The following is a 19,132-nucleotide window of genomic DNA, read 5'->3' as shown; positions in this document are numbered from 1 at the left end:
TTCCCGGCGCTATCTGCGCCTCATGGCTGCAGACATCTCCCTAACCGTCAACGGCGAGCCGCGCCGCATCGCGCCCGGCTCCAGCATTGCCGACCTAGTCGCCGACATCGGGCTGGACCCGAAGAAGGTCGCGGTCGAGCACAATGGCGAGATCGCCCCGCGCTCGACGCTGGGCGATGTCGTGCTGGCGGACGGCGACGTGCTGGAGATCGTCCACTTCGTCGGCGGCGGCTGACGCCCGGCCTCGCTTTTTCGAAACCTCTGACTCCCGCTCCCCCGAAAGGATGCGCACCTTGACCGATACCACCGCTGCTTCGAACGATACCTGGACCGTCGCCGGCCGCACTTTCACCTCGCGCCTGATCGTGGGCACCGGCAAGTACAAGGATTTCGAGCAGAACGCGGCGGCAGTGGCAGCCTCGGGCGCGGAAATCGTCACCGTGGCGGTGCGCCGCGTCAATGTGTCGGACCCCAAGGCGCCGATGCTGACCGACTATATCGATCCGAAGAAGATCACCTATCTGCCCAACACTGCCGGCTGCTTCACTGCCGACGACGCGATCCGCACCCTGCGCCTGGCGCGCGAGGCGGGCGGCTGGGATCTGGTGAAGCTGGAAGTGCTGGGCGAGACACGCACGCTCTATCCCGACATGCGCGAGACGCTGAAGGCCACTGAAATTCTGGCGAAGGAAGGCTTCCTGCCGATGGTCTACTGCGTGGACGATCCGATCGCGGCCAAGCAGCTTGAGGAATGCGGCGCCGTGGCGGTGATGCCGCTGGGCGCACCGATCGGTTCGGGGCTGGGCATCCAGAACAAGGTGACCGTGCGCCTGATCGTCGAAGGCGCGAAAGTGCCGGTGCTGGTCGATGCCGGAGTCGGCACCGCATCCGAAGCGGCCGTGGCGATGGAGCTGGGCTGCGACGGCGTGCTGATGAATACCGCCATCGCCGAAGCGAAAGATCCGATTCGCATGGCCCGCGCAATGAAGCTCGCCGTGATGGCCGGACGCGACGCATATCTTGCCGGACGCATGGGCCAAAGGCGCTATGCGGACCCTTCAAGCCCGCTTGCCGGCCTGATCTAATGGTTAACGATTTCCTTTCCAAATGCTTCCGCGTGCAACCGTAAGCAAGCGTTTGCACGCTTAAGCTGATTGTAATCCGCGAAGGCGGAAAATGGCTCTCGTGAGGAAGGGATCGGCCTTCCGGATCACGGGAGCCAGCATCATGACCTACACCGGCACGGCCACAGTCACGATCAGCGAGTTGCGGGAATTCGCCAGCTTCACCGGATGCGAACAGCGCTATATCCGGCGCAGCCTGGATGTCGGGCTGGATCGGCAGGATGCGTTCAAGCTCTGGGGCCGCAACGCCACCGAAATAGCCTCCATCCGCAAGCAATACGCCGCCTATGCCGAGATTCCGGCGCTGCGCGGCATGCACCCCGATGAAGCCGGCTTCGACGATCTCGACGCGTTCATGGGCAAGCTGCTGCGCATGGCGGCCTTCGACCTTTCGCAGGAACGCATTTCCTCGTTCCCGGCTTTCCGCTTCCTCTACGAGCGTCTGCTGGGCGCCTGGGTGCGTCCGTGGCTGCCCGGCGCCTTCTGCGGCGCGGCGGCGCTGCCGCAGATCCATCCGGACCGCCGCAAGCTGCTGCTCCATTCGATCAGCGAAGCCGCCGCCACCGCGCCCGGCTGGTCCAATCGCGAACCCATCTTCTTTCCCGAATGGATCGAGAAGGAAGCCGCCTGACAGCCCATGCCTGAACCCCATACCTGACCGGAGCCCGCCGGGTCGCAACACAAAAACGGGAAACCACGCATTCCAGCGGGGGGAGCGCGCCGGGTGGCAACATCCGGCGCGTTTTCTTTGGGGCGGTTAAAAAGCATAAATCCGCCCCGCGCGCGCCGGCTGCCGTTGCCGACGCTGGGCCGCCATGGCAGCATTCTGCCCATGATTCAGCCTCTTGCGTTCGCCATTGCCGCCACCGCATCCGTGCCGGTTCCGGATATGCCGGATACCATGGCAGGCACCTGGGACATGAAGGCAGGCGACACCACCATCTTCCGCCTGCAAATCTCGCAAGACGCCAAAGCGCCCACGGCGACATGGGAACGGCCCGAACACTTCGAGACCGATGGAGAAAACTTCTCCAGCATCCGGGGCCCCGCTGTACGCCGACCCGCCAAGAGCATTCGCGCGGATAAAGGGGACGTCGAACTCAGTTTCGACGATCCGGCACCGCATTCACGGCCCGACGTGTTCCGGCTGCACCGCATCGACGCCACCCATCTGCGCGTCACCTACGAAGACTTCGAACCGTTCGATTTCGTCCGGGCTGCGGCCGAAACCGGAACGCTCGGTCCTTGGGATCAGGGGCGTAATTATGCGCGTTTCGTCTCGCGTTCGACCAATGCGGAAATGACCGCCATCTTCGAAGCCGACCAGAACGACCGCAAGGCGGAAAAGATCGACTGGTCGCAAGTTGGCGCAGCAGATGGTCGGCGGCGCGCCCGTACGCAGGAATTGCTCGATTCCGATGCTCTCCAAAGCGGCGAAGATTTCTATCATGCCGCTTTCGTGTTCCAGCACGGCGACAGCGCCGATGACATCCTCAAGGCCCACGTTCTGGCGACGATCGCGGTGGCGAGAGATAAGCCGGCCGCCGTGTGGATCGCATCGGCCAGCCTCGACAGGTATCTCCAAAGAATTGGCCGACCACAGGTGCTCGGCACCCAGTTCAAACTCCCGCAAGGTGAGCCGGTGACTCAGGAGCCTTACGACAAGGCACTCATTTCGGATTCCCTGCGCAAGGCCCTGCACGTTCCCGGCCTTGCCGAACAGGAACAACAACGGTTCCGGTTGCAGGCACGGCAAGCGGAAGGAAGACAACCCTAGGGTCAGGCCCTATCCAACTGGCCGAACCGGCAATTTTGCCTATAGTGTGCCGATGAGCGCCGCCCCATCCGCCGCCCCTCGATTCCCCACCTTCGGGCTTTCGCCCTGGTCGATCGCGGTGCCGTTGCTGGCGCTGGCGGCGATCCTGATCGGCAAGCCTTCCGGCATCGTCCTGACCGCGACGGTCGCCGTGGCGCTGGGCGGGGCGGTAATGGCGGCAGTCTATCACGCCGAAGTGATCGCCCACCGCGTGGGGGAACCGTTCGGCACGCTGATTCTGGCCTTCGCGGTGACGGTGATCGAAACATCGCTGATCGTCTCGATCATGCTCAGCGAAGGGGCAGGTGCGCAGTCGCTGGCGCGCGATACCGTGATTGCCGCGGTGATGATCACGATGAACGGCATCGTCGGCGTCTGCCTGCTGCTCGGCGGCGGGCGGCATCACGAGCAGGGCTATACCCAGTCCGGCGTGAATCACGGCCTGGCGATCCTGGCCACGCTCTCGGTGCTGACGCTGGTGATGCCGAACTATACCACCAGCAGCGTCGGGCCGTTCTACAACGACAACCAATTGATCTTCGTCGCGCTGGATGCGCTGATGCTCTACGGCACGTTCGTCGTCGCCCAGACCATCTGGCACCGCGACCACTTCCTCTACCCCGATAAAGACCAGGCCCCGCACGAAACGGTGCCCACCGCCAAGGCCGCCGCTGCCGCGACAATGCTACCGGTGGCGCTGATCGCCGTGGTGCTGCTGGCCAAGGCCCTGTCGCCTTCCATCGAGGCGGGCGTGGCGGCGATGGGCGCGCCGCCCGCGCTGGTGGGCATCATCATCGCCGCGCTGGTGCTGGCGCCCGAAAGCCTTGCCGCGCTGTCTGCTGCGCGCGCCAACCGGGTGCAGACCAGCCTCAACCTCGCCATCGGATCGGCGCTGGCCACGATCGGGCTCACGATTCCGGCCGTCGCCATCGCTTCCATGGCGATGGGGCTCGACCTGGAACTCGGCCTCTCGGCCAAGTCGACCGTGCTGCTGGGGCTTACCCTGCTGGTGGCGACGATGACACTCAGCACCGGACGCACCACGCTGGTGCAGGGCATGGTGCATCTGGTGATCTTCGCGACCTATCTGTTCACGACGCTGGTGCCCTGAGCCTGTCCGCAGGTACCAACGGCCTCAACCGGCCAATTGCTCGACCCTAAACTCCGTCGCCCCCGCGAAGGCGGGGACGACGAACGGTATGTCGAAGGATTGGGCGCCGCCGCGCCCCCTCAGTTCCGGTAGAGCGCGTCCAGCCGATCGGCGTAGCGTTCTTTCAGCTTGTGCCGGCGGATCTTCAGGCTGGGCGTCATTTCCTCGTTCTCGATCGAGAACGGCTCGTCCGCGAAAGCGTACTGGCGCACCTTCTCGATCACCGAAAGGTCGGTGTTGACGCGGTCGATCGCGCCTCGGATTTCCGCGCGGAAGGCAGGCAGGCGCTGCAGCGCCTTGAAATCGAACTTCTCGTCGTTCGCCTTCGCCCATTCCAGCGCCCAGTCGGCATCGGGCACGATCAGGCCGACGATGTAGGGCCGGCGGTCGCCATAGACCATGGCCTGCGCGATCTCCGGCTGCAGCGTCAGCATCGATTCCACCTTCTGCGGAGAGACATTGTCGCCCTTGTCGTTGACGATCATGTCCTTCTTGCGGTCGGTGATCTTGATGCGGCCGCGGCTGTCGATGTGGCCGATGTCGCCGGTGTGCAGCCAGCCGCCGATCAGCACCGCGCGGCTGGCCGCGTCGTTCTGCCAATAGCCGCCCATCACCAGTTCGCCGCGCACCAGAATCTCGCCATCATCGGCGATCTTCAGGTCCACCCCGCGCAGCGGCGGGCCGACGGTGGCATGGTCGATGCCCGCAGCCGGGCGATTGCAACTGATGATCGGGCCGGCCTCGGTCTGGCCATAGCCTTGCAGCAGGGTCAGCCCCATCGAATCGAAGAACACGCCGATCTCGGGATTGAGCGGCGCGCCGCCCGATACCAGCGCCTTGATCCGGCCGCCGAACTTGGCCCGCACCTTGGGCCGCAGGGTGTGTTCCAGCAGCAGGTTCATCGCCTTGTCGCCAAAGCGCCAGCGCCCGCGCTGGCGGCGTTCGCCCAGGCCCGTGGCCATGTCCATCAGGCGCGAGGCGACGGCGCCCTGCTTTTCGATCTGCTTCATGATGCGCGTGCGCAGTACTTCGAACAGGCGCGGCACGACGACCATGATGGTCGGCCGCACTTCCTCGATATTGGCGGCCAGCTTGTCCAGCCCTTCGGAATAGTAGATCTGCCCGCCGCAGCCGATCGGCAGGAACTGGCCGCCGGTATGTTCATAGGCGTGGCTGAGCGGCAGGAACGAGAGGAAGATCTCGCTCTGGTCCAGCCCGAAATCGTCCATGACGATCTGCGCCGCGCCGGCCACGTTGGTCAGCAACATGCCGTGGTGCTGACGCACGCCGCGCGGGGCGCCGCCGGTGCCGCTGGTGTAGATGATGCAGGCCAGATCCTCGCGCGTGAAGTTGACGAGGCGGGCCTCCACTTCGGCGCGCGCGGCCACCGGATCGCCTTCGAACAGGCCATTCCAGTCGTGCAGTTCGAAGGTGCCGCCCTGCAGCGGCGGCATCGGCTCCATGCCGATCACATGGCGGCACAGGTCGGTCTGGACGATCGCCGGCAGCAGCGTCTTGCCCAGCTTGGCGGAGGAGACGATGGCCGCATTGGCGCCGGAGTTTTCCAGAATGTGGATGTGATCGCGCGTGGTGTTGGTGGTGTAGGTCGGCACCGTCACGCAGCCCGCGGCCATGATCGCCAGATCGGCGATGCACCATTCGGGGCGGTTTTCGGAGACGATCAGCACGCGGTCGCCATCGTGCAGGCCCATCCGCCGCAGCGCAGAGGCCATCAGGCAGACGCGGCGCGCCACTTCGGCCCAGGTGATCGGCTGCCAGGCGCCATCGCGCTTGGCCCAGAGCATCGGCGTTTCGCCGATGGCATCGGCGCGCTTCAGGAACAGCGAAACGAAGTTCGTGCTGTTGTCGAAGTCAACAAGATCCATGTTGACCGGGGTCCTCTCAATGAAATGTCGGAATTTGTCGTTTGGTCAACGTCTAGGCGCGCGCGCGGGTTGCGACAAGCGCGGCCAATGACCAGATCGGGCGGGGAAAAACCGCGATTGCGGCGCTACTCGCTGCCCACGGCTTCGGCGATGGAGCTGAATCCATCGCGTTTCATCAACGATTCCAAGCCCATGCAGATCGCCTTGGCAATCCCCGGCCCCTCATAGACCATGGCGCTATAGACCTGCACCAGGCTGGCCCCGGCGCGGATGCGCGCCCAGGCATCTTCCGCCTTGGCGATGCCACCCACGCCCACCAGCGGAATCGCGCCGCCGGTGGCCTTGCGGAAATCGCGCAGGCGCTGCAGCGCCAGATCCTTCAGCGGCGCGCCCGAAAGCCCGCCGGTCTCGCCCGCGTGCGCCGACGCAAGGGCAGGGCGGGAGATTGTGGTGTTGGAGACGATCAACGCGCCCAGCCGGCGGTCGATGGCGATTCGGGCAATGGCATCGATATCGGCCGGCTCCAGATCGGGCGCGACCTTCAGAAACACCGGCGGGCGGCGCCCCCCGCCGCCAACATCGTCACCGCAAGCCTCGTCACGCGCGGCGATCACCGCGTCCAGCAGGCCGGTCAGCGCCGATTCGTCCTGCAGCGCGCGCAGACCCGGCGTGTTGGGGCTGGAGATATTGACGGCAAGATACGTCGCCAGCGGCGCCATCATCCGCGCCATCGTGGCGTAATCGGCCACCCGGTCGGTCGAATCCTTGTTCGCGCCGATATTGATGCCCAGCACGCCCGGACGATCGCGCCGTGCGGACAGGCAGGCGAAGGCGATTTCGGCGCCCTTGTTGTTGAATCCCATGCGGTTGATCACCGCACGGTCCTCCACCAGCCGGAACAGGCGCGGCTTGGGATTGCCGGACTGGGGCAGGGGGGTGATCGAACCCACTTCCGCGAAACCGAAGCCCAGCCCCAGCAAGGCATCGGGCACTTCGCCATCCTTGTCGAAGCCGGCCGCCATGCCCACCGGATTGGGGAAGGCGATTCCGGCGACTTGCGTGGCAAGACTGGCCGGGAAGGCCGGCGCACGCGTGGAACCGGCCAGCTTCAGGCCGGCAAGGGCGAGACCGTGGGCCGATTCGGCATCGAGTCGGAACAGGGCGGGGCGCAGTAGCGAATAAATCACGTTCGCGCGCATAAACGGGTACGGCGCGTGGCTCAAACGCTTCTTTACCTGCCCTGAATGTGGGCCCGGACGGCCGCGAAGCGACGGAATCGCGGATGACAGTGCGATCTGCGACACGCCGTGTCGCAATTATACAATAAATCGCCCGGCCCCTTGCCTACACGGGATTTGCGACCCGAAGGGCTCGTAGCGGGATGCGCACGAGTTCTTTATTACCTTAAGGGCGGTTCCCAGTTCGCTGGGGGCCGCCTTTTTTTGCTTAATTTCGGGTTATTTTTCCTCGGATATGGAGAGGGTTGCAACAGCGTTAACCGGTGAACGCCGCAAATCCTGTTGAAACTCCATTGAAACCGCGCCCCTCCTGCACTAGGTGGAAAATCGGAAGAAATTGATCCACTTTAGCTGCGGGTCCCGAAAGCCTTACCGATGCGTCTATCGAGCATGGCGGATTATGCCGTCGTCATCATGTCTGCTGCCGCCCGGCACTGCGGCGGATGCCCGCTGGTTGCGGGTGATTCGAAGCATGGGCGAGTCTCGGCAGCGCAACTGGCCGAGGAAACCCGGCTACCCGCGCCCACCGTGCAGAAACTGGTGAGCAAGCTGACCGCCGCCGGCCTGTTGATTTCATCGCGGGGCGTAGGTGGTGGGCTGAAGCTTGCCCGGCGCCCCGAAACGATTTCGGTTGCGGATATCGTCGAGGCAGTCGAAGGGCCCATCGCCCTTACCGCCTGTCTGGAACCCGGAAAGTCCGAATGCCAGATCGAGGGTGGCTGCCATGTGCGCCCGCACTGGCCCCAGGTGAATGCGGCGCTGCGCGGCGCTCTGGCGCAAGTGGCCCTGACCCAGCTCGTCGAGGAAGTTTGAATGACCGAAGAAACCGCTCCCGCAATCGGTGCTGAGGCGCCCGAACTGCGCGATCAGGCCGCGCGTGAGGCTGCGGCCCGCGTGGCGGAGTACGAGCACGGCTGGGTTGCCGATATCGAGCAGGAATATGGCCCCAAGGGCCTGTCCGAAGACACCGTCCGCTTCATCTCGGCCAAGAAGGAAGAGCCGGAGTGGATGCTGGAATGGCGCCTGAAGGCCTATCGCCGCTGGCTGGACATGCCGATGCCGGACTGGGCGAAGCTGAACGTGCCGCCGATCGACTATCAGGACGCCTATTACTGGGCCGCACCCAAGAAGAAGCCCACCCTGAACAGCCTGGACGAGGTCGATCCCGAGATCCTGCGCGTCTACGAGAAGCTGGGCATTCCGCTGGAGGAGCAGAAAGTGCTCGCCGGCGTCGAGGGCTCCCGCAAGATCGCGGTGGATGCGGTGTTCGATTCGGTCTCCGTTGCCACGACCTTCCGCAAGGAGCTGGAGCAGGCGGGCGTGATCTTCCGCTCGATCTCCGAGGCGATCCGCGAATACCCGGAACTGGTGAAGAAGTGGCTCGGCAAGGTCGTGCCCGTGCAGGACAACTACTTCGCGGCCCTGAACTGCGCGGTCTTCTCCGACGGCACCTTCGTCTACATTCCCGAGGGCGTCCGCTGTCCGATGGAGCTGAGCACCTATTTCCGCATCAACGCGGAGAATACCGGCCAGTTCGAACGCACCCTGATCATTGCGGAAAAGGGCAGCTACGTCTCGTACCTCGAAGGCTGCACCGCGCCGATGCGCGATGAGAACCAGCTTCACGCCGCAGTGGTCGAACTGGTCGCGCTGGAAGATGCCGAGATCAAGTACTCCACCGTGCAGAACTGGTATCCCGGTGACGCCAATGGCAAGGGCGGCATCTACAACTTCGTGACCAAGCGCGGGTTGTGCCAGGGCGCCCGCTCGAAGATCTCGTGGACTCAGGTGGAAACTGGCTCTGCCATCACCTGGAAGTATCCCAGTTGCGTCCTCAATGGCGAGGATTCGGTGGGCGAGTTCTACTCGGTGGCCGTCACCAACAATTACCAGCAGGCCGATACCGGCACCAAGATGATCCACAACGGCAAGGGCAGCCGTTCGACGATCATCTCCAAGGGTATTTCGGCCGGCAAGTCGAACAACACCTATCGCGGCCTTGTCCGCGTGGCCGCCAATGCCGAGGGCGTGCGCAACTTCACCCAGTGCGATTCGCTGCTGCTGGGCAAGGAATGCGGCGCCCACACCGTACCCTATATCGAAGTGCGCAACCCCAGCGCCCAGATCGAGCACGAGGCGACCACCAGCAAGATCAGCGACGACCAGATGTTCTACGCCATGCAGCGCGGGCTCGATACCGAGCAGGCGGTGGCGCTGATCGTCAACGGCTTCGCCAAGGAAGTGCTGCAGCAGTTGCCGATGGAATTCGCCGTCGAAGCGCAGAAGCTGCTGGGCATCAGCCTTGAAGGCTCGGTGGGGTGACATCCGCCATTCTCGCTCCCCTCTCTCCCGTGAGTGCGATGTCCAAGGTCAGTTGGACCCTGAATCGCGCTCAAGGGGACAAAGACAAAAGACACGAAGGACGAATCCATGACCGCCGCCCGTAAGACCCTCGGCATCAGCAAGGACGCCGCGCCGAAGGCGGACGCCAAGGCCAGCTTCAACGTGACCGGTGCACGCCTCGAAACGCTCAAGGAGCGGGCCAAGGAAATGCGCCGCAACCCCAGCGAGGCGCAGAAGGCGCTCTGGGCGGAACTGTCCGGCTCGAAGCTGGGCGGCGTGAAGTTCACCCGCCAGTCGGTGGTCGGCTCGACCATCGTCGATTTCGCGTGCCCGTCGCGCTGGATCGTCGTGCAACTCAGCCCCGAAGACTCGAACCCGGACGTCAACGAGCTGCAGGATCGCAAGCTGATCGAAGTGGGCATCCGCGTGCTGCGCTTCTCCGAGGATGAAGTGCTCGACCGCATCGAGAGCGTCGTGCGCGAGATCACCACCGAACTCAACGTGCCGTTCGACAAGCGCTCCGCGCGTCGGAAGGCCGGGACCACTGCCGCACCTCGCTTTGATGAAGGTGCCGAAGGATGACCATGCTCAAGATCGATAACCTTCAGGCCAATGTTGCCGACAAGCCGATTCTCAAGGGTCTCTCGCTGACGATCAATCCGGGCGAGATTCACGCGATCATGGGGCCGAACGGCGCGGGCAAGTCGACGCTGGGCTACACGCTCGGCGGCCGTCCGGGCTACGAAGTGACCGGCGGCTCGGTGGATTTCCTGGGTCAGGACCTGCTCGAACTGGAACCGCATGAGCGTGCGGCCGCCGGCCTGTTCCTGGGCTTCCAGTACCCGGTCGAGATTCCCGGCGTCTCCTTCGTCCAGTTCCTGCGCGAAGCGGCCAATGCCCAGCGCAAGGGCCGGGGCGAGGAACCGCTTTCGGGCGGCGAATTCCTGAAGCTCGCCCGCGAAAAGGCGGGCCTGCTGCGCATGGACATGGACATGCTGAAGCGCCCGGTGAACGTCGGATTCTCCGGCGGCGAAAAGAAGCGCGCCGAGATGGTGCAGATGGGCATCCTCGATCCCAAGCTGGCGATTCTGGACGAGACCGACTCCGGCCTCGACATCGACGCGCTGCGCATCTGCGGTGAGGGCATCAATTCGATCATGCGCGCGCCCGACAAGGCCGTGCTGCTGATCACCCACTACCAGCGCCTGCTGGACTATGTGAAGCCGGACTTCGTGCACGTTCTGGCTGCCGGCCGGATCGTCAAGTCGGGCGGCCCCGAACTCGCGCTCCAGCTTGAGGAAGAGGGCTACGAGGCCGTCGTCGCATGAGCCAGGCCTACTTCCTCTGGCACGATAACGATCCCGCCATGGAGAACGGCGAACTGGTCGGCGTCTATGGTTCCGAGGCGGAAGCCGCCTCGGCCATTGCCCGCTCCGCCCGGAATCCGCGGGAATTCTCCATCGATGCCCATGCCATGGGCGGCGAACGCTGGCTGGCCGGTCTCCCCGGCGCTTTCCTTGGGAGCGCGGCCAATGACTGACACCCTGACGCTTCCCACCCGCAAGGATGAGGACTTCCGCTATTCCGATTTCGACGCGCTGGCGGGCCTCTGGCCGATCGCGCATGAAGAGATCGTGGTGGCTGCCGATGCCGAGGAATCGCTGCAGATCGTCGAGGACGGCACTGCAGCGGTGGCGCGCCATCTGGTGATCACTCTGGGTGCCCGCGCCAAGTTCGACTTGCGCGTGCTCTCCGCCGGTCCGGCCTATGGCCGCGTGGCGGTGGACGTGCGGCTGGCCGAAGGCGCGGACTTCACGCTGGGCGCGGCGCAGCTCGCCAGTGGCAGCGAGACGCTGGAAGTGGTGACCAAGGTGGTCCACGCCGAAAAGGACGCAACCTCCAGCCAGATCGTGCGCACCGTGCTGGCGGGCCATGCGGTCGGCTCCTACCTCGGCTGCATCGGCGTCGAGCGCGGGGCGGACGGCACCGATGCCGAACAGTCGGTCCGCGCCATGCTGCTGGACCGCACGGCAACCGCCAATGCCCGGCCGGAACTGGAAATCTACGCCGATGACGTCAAGGCGGCACATGGCTGCGCGGTGGGCGAACTCGACGCCAACGGGTTGTTCTACCTGATGAGCCGCGGCCTCACGCCGCCCGAAGCCAAGCGGCTGATGCTGCAGGCCTTCGTCGCCGAAGCCTTCACCGGCGCGCCGGGCGAAGACATGCTGAACGAAGCCGCGATTGCCCGTCTGGAGGCGATTCTGTGAGTACCGATACGCTCGTCCTGAAGGACCAGTTCCCCGGACTTGCCGGCAACTGGCACTACCTCGACACCGGTGCGACCGCGCAGAAGCCGCAGGCCGTGATCGACGCCACCGTCAATGCGCTGGGCCGCGATTATGCGACCGTGCATCGCGGCGTCTATGCCCGCTCTGCAGAGATGACGCTGGCGTTCGAGGCGGCGCGCCGCAAGGTCGCCGCGTTCCTGGGCGGGCACGAGGATGAGATCGTCTTCACCCGCGGCGCGACCGAGGCGATCAACCTCGTCGCGCAGACCTGGGGCGTGCAAAACCTCAAGGCGGGCGACCGCATCCTGCTTTCGGTGCTGGAGCATCACTCCAACATCGTGCCGTGGCAACTGCTGCGTGACCGCACCGGCGTGGAGATCGACGTCTGCCCGCTGACCGAAGACGGCCGGATCGACCTGGAAGCAGCCGAACGCATCCTCACCCCCGCGCACAAGCTGGTGGCCTTTGCGCATGTTTCCAACGTGCTCGGCTCAGTGCTCCACGTGGAACATGCGGCCAAGCTGGCCCATGCCGTCGGCGCGAAGCTGCTGATCGACGGCTGCCAGGCGGCGCCGCGCATCGCCCTCGACGTGGCGGCGATGCAATGCGATTTCTACGTCTTCTCCGCGCACAAGCTCTACGGCCCCACCGGGATCGGCGCGCTTTGGGCGAAGAAGGCGCTGCTCGATGCCATGCCGCCGTGGCAGGGCGGTGGTTCGATGATCGACCGCGTCACCTTCGAGAAGACCACCTACGCCCCGGCACCGCAGCGTTTCGAGGCCGGCACGCCGATGATCGTCGAGGCCCTTGGCCTTGCCGCCGCCATCGACTGGTTGACCGCGCAGGGCCTTGACCGTGCCGAGCGCCATGAGCGCGATCTGGCCGCCCGCCTGCGCGCCGAACTAGGCAAGCGCAACGACGTGACCCTGTTCGGCCCGGCGGATTCCGTCGGCATCGTTTCTTTCGCGATGGACGGGGTGCATCCGCACGACCTCGGCACCATATTGGATGAAGAGGGCGTCGCGATCCGTGCCGGCCACCACTGTGCACAGCCGCTGATGGACCACCTTGGCGTTCCCGCCACGGCCCGCGCCAGCTTCGGCATCTACAGCGACGACAGCGATATCGAGGCGCTCATGAAGGGTATCGAGCGCACCCGGAGAATTTTTGGATGAGTGACCAGAAGCCCACATTCACGGTCGAGGAAGTCGACTCGGTAACGCCCGCTCCCCGCGCGCGGGTGGAAGACGTGCCGGTTCCCCCGGCTGAACGGAAGCGCGACTATCTCGACGGCTTCCTTGCCGAAAAGCCGCAGGGTATCGATCCCGGCCAGCCCGGCGGATCGATCTACGACGGCGTGATCGACGCGCTGAAGGAAATCTTCGATCCCGAGATTCCGGTGAACATCTACGACCTCGGCCTGATCTACGGCGTCGAAGTCTCGCCCGAGGCTTCGGTCGCGGTGACGATGACGCTGACCACGCCGCATTGCCCGGTGGCCGAATCGATGCCCGGCGAAGTCGAGATGCGCGTGTCCGCCGTGCCCGGCGTGCGCGATGCCGAGGTCAACCTCGTCTGGGATCCGCCATGGGACATGGCCAAGATGTCCGACGAGGCGAAGCTCGAACTGGGCATGCTCTGATGGCGACGCTTGCCCCTACCGTTACCGCCAAGATCGCTGTACGTCTTGCGGACTATGCCGACGCGGCCGATGCCGCGCGCGTGGTCGCGCTGCTGGACAGCTATGCGCGCGATCCGATGGGTGGGGGTAAGCCGCTGTCGGACGATGTGCGCGAGCGGCTGGTGCCCGGCCTTGCCGCGCACTCTGGCGCATTCTCGCTGCTGGCCTTCGCCGGTGACGAGCCGCTTGGTTTGGCGAACTGCATCACCGGATTCTCGACATTCGCCGCGCGCCCGCTGGTGAACATCCACGACATGGCCGTGCTGCCCGAGGCACGCGGCAAAGGCGTGGGCCGGGCGCTGATGCTGGCGGTAGAGGCAGAGGCCCGCACGCGCGGCGCCTGCAAGATCACTCTCGAAGTGCTGAGCGGCAATGACACGGCCAAGGGCCTCTACGCCTCGCTCGGCTACGGCGACTATGCGCTGGACCCGCAGGCGGGCACCGCGCTGTTCTGGGAAAAGAAGCTATGACCACCACCACTGAAGCCAAGCCTGCACGCCAGCGCCCGGCTGCCGTGATCCTCACGCCCAATGCCGAAGCGCGCATCGCCAAGCTGATGGGCGAGGCGCCCGAAGGCACCATCGGCGTGCGCCTCTCCACCCCGCGCCGGGGCTGCTCGGGGCTGGCCTATTCGGTGGACTATGTGAGCGAAGAGAAGCCCTTCGACGAGAAGATCGAGACTCCCGGCGGCCTGTTCTACATCGACGGCGCCTCGGTGCTCTATCTGATCGGCAGTACCATGGATTGGGTGGAAGACGACTTCACAGCCGGATTCGTGTTCGCGAACCCGAATGCCAAGGGCTCGTGCGGCTGCGGTGAGAGCTTTACGGTTTGACCTCTTAGCTCCTCCCCACCGGGGGAGGGGGACCGCCCGCAGGGTGGTGGAGGGGGAATAGCGCAGCGCTGCCGAAAGCCCCCTCCGTCAGCGCTTCGCGCTGCCACCTCCCCCGAGGGGGGAGGATCTTCCAAATCACAAAACAAAGGGGCCGATCTTGCCTTGAGATCGGCCCCTTCGTCATTTCCAAATCCCGCAAAAGGATCACGCCGGAAGCAGATGCTCCTTGGCGATCTTTTCCTTCCACACCAGCGGGGCGAGCTGGTGGACGTTCTTGCCCTCGGAATCGACCGCCACGGTCACCGGCATGTCCTTGACGGTGAATTCGTAGATCGCCTCCATGCCGAGGTCCGCGAAGCCGACGACCTTGGCTTCCTTGATCGCGCGGGCGACGAGGTAGGCGGCGCCGCCAACGGCCATGAGATAGGCCGACTTGTGCTTGGCGATGGACTCGGTGGCGGCCGGGCCGCGTTCCGACTTGCCGATGCTGGCGAGCAGGCCGAGATCGAGCATGGTGTCCGAGAACTTGTCCATGCGCGTCGCGGTGGTCGGGCCGGCGGGGCCGACGACTTCCTCACGCACCGGATCGACCGGGCCGACGTAGTAGATCACGCGGCCCTTGAAATCGACCGGCAGCTCCTCGCCCTTGGCCAGCATGTCGGAGATGCGCTTGTGCGCTGCATCGCGGCCGGTGAGCATCTTGCCGTTGAGCAGCAGGCGGTCGCCCTGCTTCCAGCTCTGGACAATTTCGGGGGTGAGGGTGTCGAGGTCGACGCGGATGGCGCCGGCATCGGGGGCCCATTCCACCTTCGGCCAATCGTCGAGGTTCGGCGTTTCCAAGAAGCTCGGGCCCGAACCGTCCAGCGTGAAGTGCGCGTGGCGGGTGGCGGCGCAGTTCGGAATCATGGCGACCGGCTTGCCGGCGGCATGGCACGGCCAGTCCATGATCTTGACGTCGAGGATGGTGGCCAGGCCGCCAAGGCCCTGCGCGCCGATGCCGAGAGCATTCACCTTGTCGAAGATCTCGATGCGCAGCGCCTCGATATCGTTCTGGGGGCCGCGCTGCTTCAGCTGGGCCATGTCGATCGGCTCCATCAGGCTCTGCTTGGCAAGCTTGACGCAGTGCTCGGCGGTGCCGCCGATGCCGATGCCCAGCATGCCCGGCGGGCACCAGCCGGCACCCATCTGGGGCAGCATCTCGATCACCCAGTCGACGATGGAATCGCTGGGATTCATCATCTTGAACTTCGACTTGTTTTCCGAGCCGCCGCCCTTGGCCGCAACGTCCACCGAAACCTTCGATCCGGGGACCATGCTGACCGAGAGCACCGAAGGCGTGTTGTCCTTGGTGTTGCGGCGCGTGAAGGCGGGGTCGGCCAGCACCGAGGCGCGCAGCTTGTTCTCGGCATTGTTGTAGGCGCGGCGCACGCCTTCATCGACCACTTCCTGCAGCGACTTCTCGGATTCGAGGCGACAGTTCTGGCCCCATTCGATGAAGACGTTGACGATGCCGGTGTCCTGGCAGATCGGGCGATGCCCTTCCGCGCACATGCGGCTGTTGGTCAGAATCTGGGCGATGGCGTCCTTGGCGGCGGGGCCTTGCTCCGCCTCATAGGCGTCGCCCAGCGCGCGGATGTAGTCCATCGGGTGGAAGTAGCTGATGTACTGGAGGGCGTCGGCAACACTCTCAATGAGGTCGTCTTCGCGGATCGTCACCATTTCGGCCATGGAAAGAGCGCTCCCGGTTTCCTGTCGGTTCACGTGATTTTGCGGGCTCCTTGAGCCTCTTTGAAAATGCGCGCAAGCGCGCATTTTGCGGCACCGGCCCACTCCCCCACCCGACCTCCCACAAGTGTATCCTGATGGGAGGTCGGGTGGGGGAGTGGGCCGGTGCCGCTTTCGAACGGGCTTAAGGCCCGTTCGCATACCAAGGAAGCGCATTTTCGGTGCGATTGCGGTCAAAAATCGCAAGTGCTCTTTCCAAGTGCCTGTGCCATCGTCCAAACGTCGCGATAGATCGACCAAGGTATTGCAAATGGCTTGGCCTCATTCGCGGCTTGGCCTAGTAAGGCCGCCATCTAGTCCGTCTTTGCGGGGGGTGGAGGCGCGTAACGCCCCATTCTTGCCCGCAACAGCATGAGGAATGGGACCAAAATGACCTTGACCGAGGATCGGTCCGCTGCCGCGGTTGCCCGCCAAGCCATGATCGTCAGCCAGCTGCGCACCAGCGGCGTGAACGAACCCTGGGTGCTCGAAGCCATGGCTGGCGTCGCCCGTGAGGATTTCGTGCCCGCCGGTATGCGCGATGCCGCCTATATCGACCGCGCGATCGCGCTGGAGAACGGCCGTCAACTCGCCGCTCCGCTGTTCTATGGCCGCGCGCTGGCCGAAGCCGCGCCGACCAAGGACGACAAGGCCCTGCTGGTGGGTGACGCCAATGGCTACCTTGCCGCGCTGCTGCGTCCGCTGGTCGGCTCGCTTGACGTCGTCGATCCCGCTGCCGCCAAGGACGTTGCCAATGGCGCCCACACGCTGCTCGTCATCGACGGCGCGATCGAGGAACTGCCCGCCGCGCTGACCGCGACGCTGGCCGAAGGTGGCCGCGTGGTCACCGGCCTTGTCGTGCGCAACGTTCCGCGTCTGGCCACCGGCCGCAAGACCGCCGGCACGCTGGCGCTGCTGCCGCTGGCCGAAATGGGGATTCCGGTTCTGCCGGAGCTCGCTGCTCCCAAACGCTGGAGCTTCTGAGCATGGCCCGGTTCGCGCTGCGTGCCGGGCTTCTCACGGGGGGATGTCTGATACTGGCAACGGCCAGCGCACCGGCGCTGGCCGATACCCTCCGCGAGGCGCTGGTCCTGGCCTATCAGACCAATCCCACGCTGGAGGCGGCGCGTGCGCAACAGCGCGCCACCGATGAGGGCGTGCCGATCGCACGTGCATCGGGTCTGCCCAATCTGGCGGCCGACAGCTCCTTCACCAAATACGTGGATTCCGGCGCCGCTGGCGACCTCCAACCCACCAGAATCCTTTCGGCCGGCGTCGATCTGGGCGTGCCGATCTATTCGGGCGGTGCCGTGCGCAACAGCGTGGCCGCCGCCAAGATCCGCGTCGAAGCCGGTCAGGCCTCGCTGCGCGGTTCGGAAAGCTCGCTGTTCTCGCAAGTGGTCGGCGCCTACATGGACGTGATCCGGGCAGAGGCGATCGTCGGGCTGAACCAGAAGAACGTCGCCGTGCTGAAGGTCAACCTTCAGGCCACCAGCGACCGTTTCCAGATCGGCGAACTGACTCGAACGGACGTGGCCCAGTCGCAGTCGCGCCTTGCCGTGGCGACGGGCGATCTGCGCAGTGCCGAGGCGACCCTGGCCGCCGCGCGCGAAACCTATATCCGTTTCGTCGGCAAGGCGCCCGAAAGCCTCGAAACGCCGCCGCCGCTGCCGAACCTTCCGGCCAGCCCGGAAGAGGCGACCACCGTCGCGCTGGATGCCAATCCCGACGTCTTGGCCGCGCGCCAGCGCAGCAAGGCTTCGGAAAAGGACATCGATGTGGCCGGCGCCGGCCGCCTGCCGCGCGTCAGCCTGTTCACGAATGGCGGTTATACCGATTACCTCGGTTCCGCGGACACGCGGGTCACCGGCTATGAGCACAACCATACGGTGACGGCCGGAGCCTCAGTCTCGATCCCGCTGTTCCAGGGCGGCCTTCCCGCCGCACAGCGCCGTCAGGCGCAGGCGACCGCTTCGGCCACGCTGGAGCAGGAAATCGCCACCGAACGCAGCGTGATCGCGCAAGTACGCTCTGCCTATACTGCCTGGATCGCCTCCAACGACCTGATCGTGTCTTCGAAGACCGCCGTCGATGCCGCCTCGCTCAGCCTTGAGGGCGTGCGGGCGGAGAACTCGGTGGGCAACCGCACGATTCTGGACATCCTGAACGCCGAACAGGAACTGCTGAACGCGCAGGTTGATCTGGTGACTGCCCAGCGCAACGCCTATGTCGCCGGCTTCACGCTGCTGGCCGCGATGGGCCGTGCCGAAGCGCGCGACCTGAATCTGGACGGCGGCGTGCTCTACGATCCGCAGGTCAATTACGACCGGGTGAAGGGCAAGATCTTCGACTGGGACAACGATCCGGATCCTGTGGCGAAGTCTACCCGCACCGTTGACACGCCGGTGCAGGATGGCGAAATTCGCGGGGAGTAACCATCTCTTAACCGTGATTCGGAGAAAGATGGGGGGCGCGCGTCAATCCCGGATTCCGCTATAGGATCCGGGGACGGATTATGGGGCAAGTTGCAATGCGGCAGAACGGCGAACCTTCGGTCGAGGAGATCCTCCAGTCGATCAAGCAGGTGATCGCGCGTGACAACCGCGCCGCTGCCCGCTCCGAACGCCAGCGCCGCGCCGGAGAGCCGGTGCGCACCGTGGTGTTCGAAGATGACGTGCTCGAACTGCCCGAAGCCGCCGAACTGGATGACGATGTGGTGCTGACCGGTGACGAGCCGGCATTGCTGGACGATGGCGCCCGCGATTCGATGCGCGAATCGCTGGCTGCCCTTGCCATGCTGTCCGAACCCGGCGTGCCGCCGCAGATCGTCCGCTCGGGCGAAACCTCGCTGGAAGGGCTGACCCGCGAACTGCTGCGTCCGGCATTGGCCGAATGGCTGGACAAGAACCTGCCGCCGATGGTCGAGCGCCTTGTTGCGGCGGAAATCGCCCGCATCGTCGGCAAGAAGATCTGATCGGCCTGTTCGCGCCGGAGTTCGCACTGG

Annotated in this window: 21 protein-coding genes; 18 read left to right on the top strand and 3 right to left on the bottom strand. The window is 65.0% G+C overall.

Features of this window, described 5'->3' with window-relative positions; genetic code table 11:
* The first annotated feature begins 22 nt into the window (after positions 1-22).
* The 5 genes from thiS (at position 23) to ACZ1JC_RS11425 (ending at position 4,051) form a co-directional block, all read left to right on the top strand.
* Positions 23-235: a sulfur carrier protein ThiS gene (gene thiS / locus ACZ1JC_RS11445; RefSeq protein ID WP_465136748.1), complete on the top strand. Its 213-nt coding sequence runs from the start codon at positions 23-25 to the stop codon at positions 233-235.
* 58 nt (positions 236-293) lie between these two features.
* Complete coding sequence (locus tag ACZ1JC_RS11440; protein WP_465136749.1) at positions 294-1,085, top strand: thiazole synthase; 792 nt, start codon at positions 294-296, stop codon at positions 1,083-1,085.
* 142 nt (positions 1,086-1,227) lie between these two features.
* A complete protein-coding gene (locus ACZ1JC_RS11435) occupies positions 1,228-1,755 on the top strand; it encodes a hypothetical protein (protein WP_465136750.1) in 528 nt (175 codons plus the stop codon).
* A gap of 93 nt (positions 1,756-1,848) precedes the next feature.
* Positions 1,849-2,901 (top strand): hypothetical protein, encoded by a 1,053-nt coding sequence (locus ACZ1JC_RS11430; RefSeq protein ID WP_465136751.1) that lies wholly within the window; start codon positions 1,849-1,851, stop codon positions 2,899-2,901.
* Between the two features lie 52 nt (positions 2,902-2,953).
* A complete protein-coding gene (locus ACZ1JC_RS11425) occupies positions 2,954-4,051 on the top strand; it encodes a calcium:cation antiporter (protein ID WP_465136752.1) in 1,098 nt (365 codons plus the stop codon).
* 119 nt (positions 4,052-4,170) lie between these two features.
* Here ACZ1JC_RS11425 and ACZ1JC_RS11420 read toward each other — a convergent pair whose 3' ends face one another.
* Together ACZ1JC_RS11420 and ACZ1JC_RS11415 are read right to left on the bottom strand one after the other, a co-directional pair.
* Positions 4,171-5,976: an AMP-dependent synthetase/ligase gene (locus ACZ1JC_RS11420; protein WP_465136753.1), complete on the bottom strand. Its 1,806-nt coding sequence runs from the start codon at positions 5,974-5,976 to the stop codon at positions 4,171-4,173.
* 125 nt (positions 5,977-6,101) lie between these two features.
* Positions 6,102-7,175: a quinone-dependent dihydroorotate dehydrogenase gene (locus ACZ1JC_RS11415; RefSeq protein ID WP_465136754.1), complete on the bottom strand. Its 1,074-nt coding sequence runs from the start codon at positions 7,173-7,175 to the stop codon at positions 6,102-6,104.
* A 414-nt stretch (positions 7,176-7,589) separates the two neighbouring features.
* On the opposite strand from ACZ1JC_RS11415, the gene ACZ1JC_RS11410 reads away from it, so the two are divergent.
* From ACZ1JC_RS11410 to ACZ1JC_RS11365, 10 genes are all read left to right on the top strand, one after another.
* Positions 7,590-8,027, top strand: coding sequence for an SUF system Fe-S cluster assembly regulator (locus ACZ1JC_RS11410; protein ID WP_465136755.1), 438 nt, complete (start codon positions 7,590-7,592; stop codon positions 8,025-8,027).
* Entirely contained in the window at positions 8,028-9,536 is a 1,509-nt protein-coding gene (gene sufB, locus ACZ1JC_RS11405) for a Fe-S cluster assembly protein SufB (protein ID WP_465136756.1), read from the top strand.
* Positions 9,537-9,644: 108 nt separating this feature from the next.
* Entirely contained in the window at positions 9,645-10,139 is a 495-nt protein-coding gene (locus tag ACZ1JC_RS11400; protein WP_465136757.1) for an endonuclease domain-containing protein, read from the top strand.
* A 2-nt stretch (positions 10,140-10,141) separates the two neighbouring features.
* Positions 10,142-10,885: a Fe-S cluster assembly ATPase SufC gene (sufC, locus tag ACZ1JC_RS11395; RefSeq protein ID WP_465138618.1), complete on the top strand. Its 744-nt coding sequence runs from the start codon at positions 10,142-10,144 to the stop codon at positions 10,883-10,885.
* Entirely contained in the window at positions 10,882-11,097 is a 216-nt protein-coding gene (locus tag ACZ1JC_RS11390; RefSeq protein ID WP_465136758.1) for a hypothetical protein, read from the top strand. Before sufC ends, ACZ1JC_RS11390 begins: the two co-directional genes overlap by 4 nt.
* Complete coding sequence (locus ACZ1JC_RS11385) at positions 11,090-11,827, top strand: SufD family Fe-S cluster assembly protein (RefSeq protein ID WP_465136759.1); 738 nt, start codon at positions 11,090-11,092, stop codon at positions 11,825-11,827. The genes ACZ1JC_RS11390 and ACZ1JC_RS11385 overlap by 8 nt, the downstream gene beginning before the upstream one ends.
* Positions 11,824-13,023 (top strand): aminotransferase class V-fold PLP-dependent enzyme, encoded by a 1,200-nt coding sequence (locus tag ACZ1JC_RS11380; RefSeq protein WP_465136760.1) that lies wholly within the window; start codon positions 11,824-11,826, stop codon positions 13,021-13,023. Before ACZ1JC_RS11385 ends, ACZ1JC_RS11380 begins: the two co-directional genes overlap by 4 nt.
* Entirely contained in the window at positions 13,020-13,490 is a 471-nt protein-coding gene (locus ACZ1JC_RS11375) for an SUF system Fe-S cluster assembly protein (RefSeq protein WP_465136761.1), read from the top strand. The genes ACZ1JC_RS11380 and ACZ1JC_RS11375 overlap by 4 nt, the downstream gene beginning before the upstream one ends.
* Entirely contained in the window at positions 13,490-13,999 is a 510-nt protein-coding gene (locus ACZ1JC_RS11370) for a GNAT family N-acetyltransferase (RefSeq protein ID WP_465136762.1), read from the top strand. Before ACZ1JC_RS11375 ends, ACZ1JC_RS11370 begins: the two co-directional genes overlap by 1 nt.
* Positions 13,996-14,364 carry a HesB/IscA family protein gene (locus tag ACZ1JC_RS11365; protein ID WP_465136763.1) on the top strand — a complete coding sequence of 123 codons (369 nt, stop codon included), beginning with the start codon at positions 13,996-13,998 and terminating at the stop codon, positions 14,362-14,364. The genes ACZ1JC_RS11370 and ACZ1JC_RS11365 overlap by 4 nt, the downstream gene beginning before the upstream one ends.
* Positions 14,365-14,568: 204 nt before the next feature.
* On the opposite strand, the gene ACZ1JC_RS11360 is transcribed toward ACZ1JC_RS11365, so the two are convergent.
* Positions 14,569-16,092 (bottom strand): fumarate hydratase, encoded by a 1,524-nt coding sequence (locus tag ACZ1JC_RS11360; RefSeq protein WP_132387663.1) that lies wholly within the window; start codon positions 16,090-16,092, stop codon positions 14,569-14,571.
* A gap of 426 nt (positions 16,093-16,518) precedes the next feature.
* Here ACZ1JC_RS11360 and ACZ1JC_RS11355 point away from each other — a divergent pair, with 426 nt between their 5' ends.
* From ACZ1JC_RS11355 to ACZ1JC_RS11345, 3 genes are all read left to right on the top strand, one after another.
* Positions 16,519-17,112 (top strand): protein-L-isoaspartate O-methyltransferase family protein, encoded by a 594-nt coding sequence (locus ACZ1JC_RS11355; protein ID WP_465136764.1) that lies wholly within the window; start codon positions 16,519-16,521, stop codon positions 17,110-17,112.
* 2 nt (positions 17,113-17,114) lie between these two features.
* Positions 17,115-18,563 (top strand): TolC family outer membrane protein, encoded by a 1,449-nt coding sequence (locus ACZ1JC_RS11350; RefSeq protein ID WP_465136765.1) that lies wholly within the window; start codon positions 17,115-17,117, stop codon positions 18,561-18,563.
* 95 nt (positions 18,564-18,658) lie between these two features.
* Positions 18,659-19,102, top strand: coding sequence for a DUF2497 domain-containing protein (locus ACZ1JC_RS11345; RefSeq protein ID WP_465136766.1), 444 nt, complete (start codon positions 18,659-18,661; stop codon positions 19,100-19,102).
* The last annotated feature ends 30 nt before the right edge of the window (positions 19,103-19,132 follow it).

Source organism: Sphingomonas sp. BL-S-28, assembly GCF_055521515.1.
Note: the sequence above shows the minus strand (reverse complement) of the source record. Positions and strands in the feature narration are given on the sequence as shown.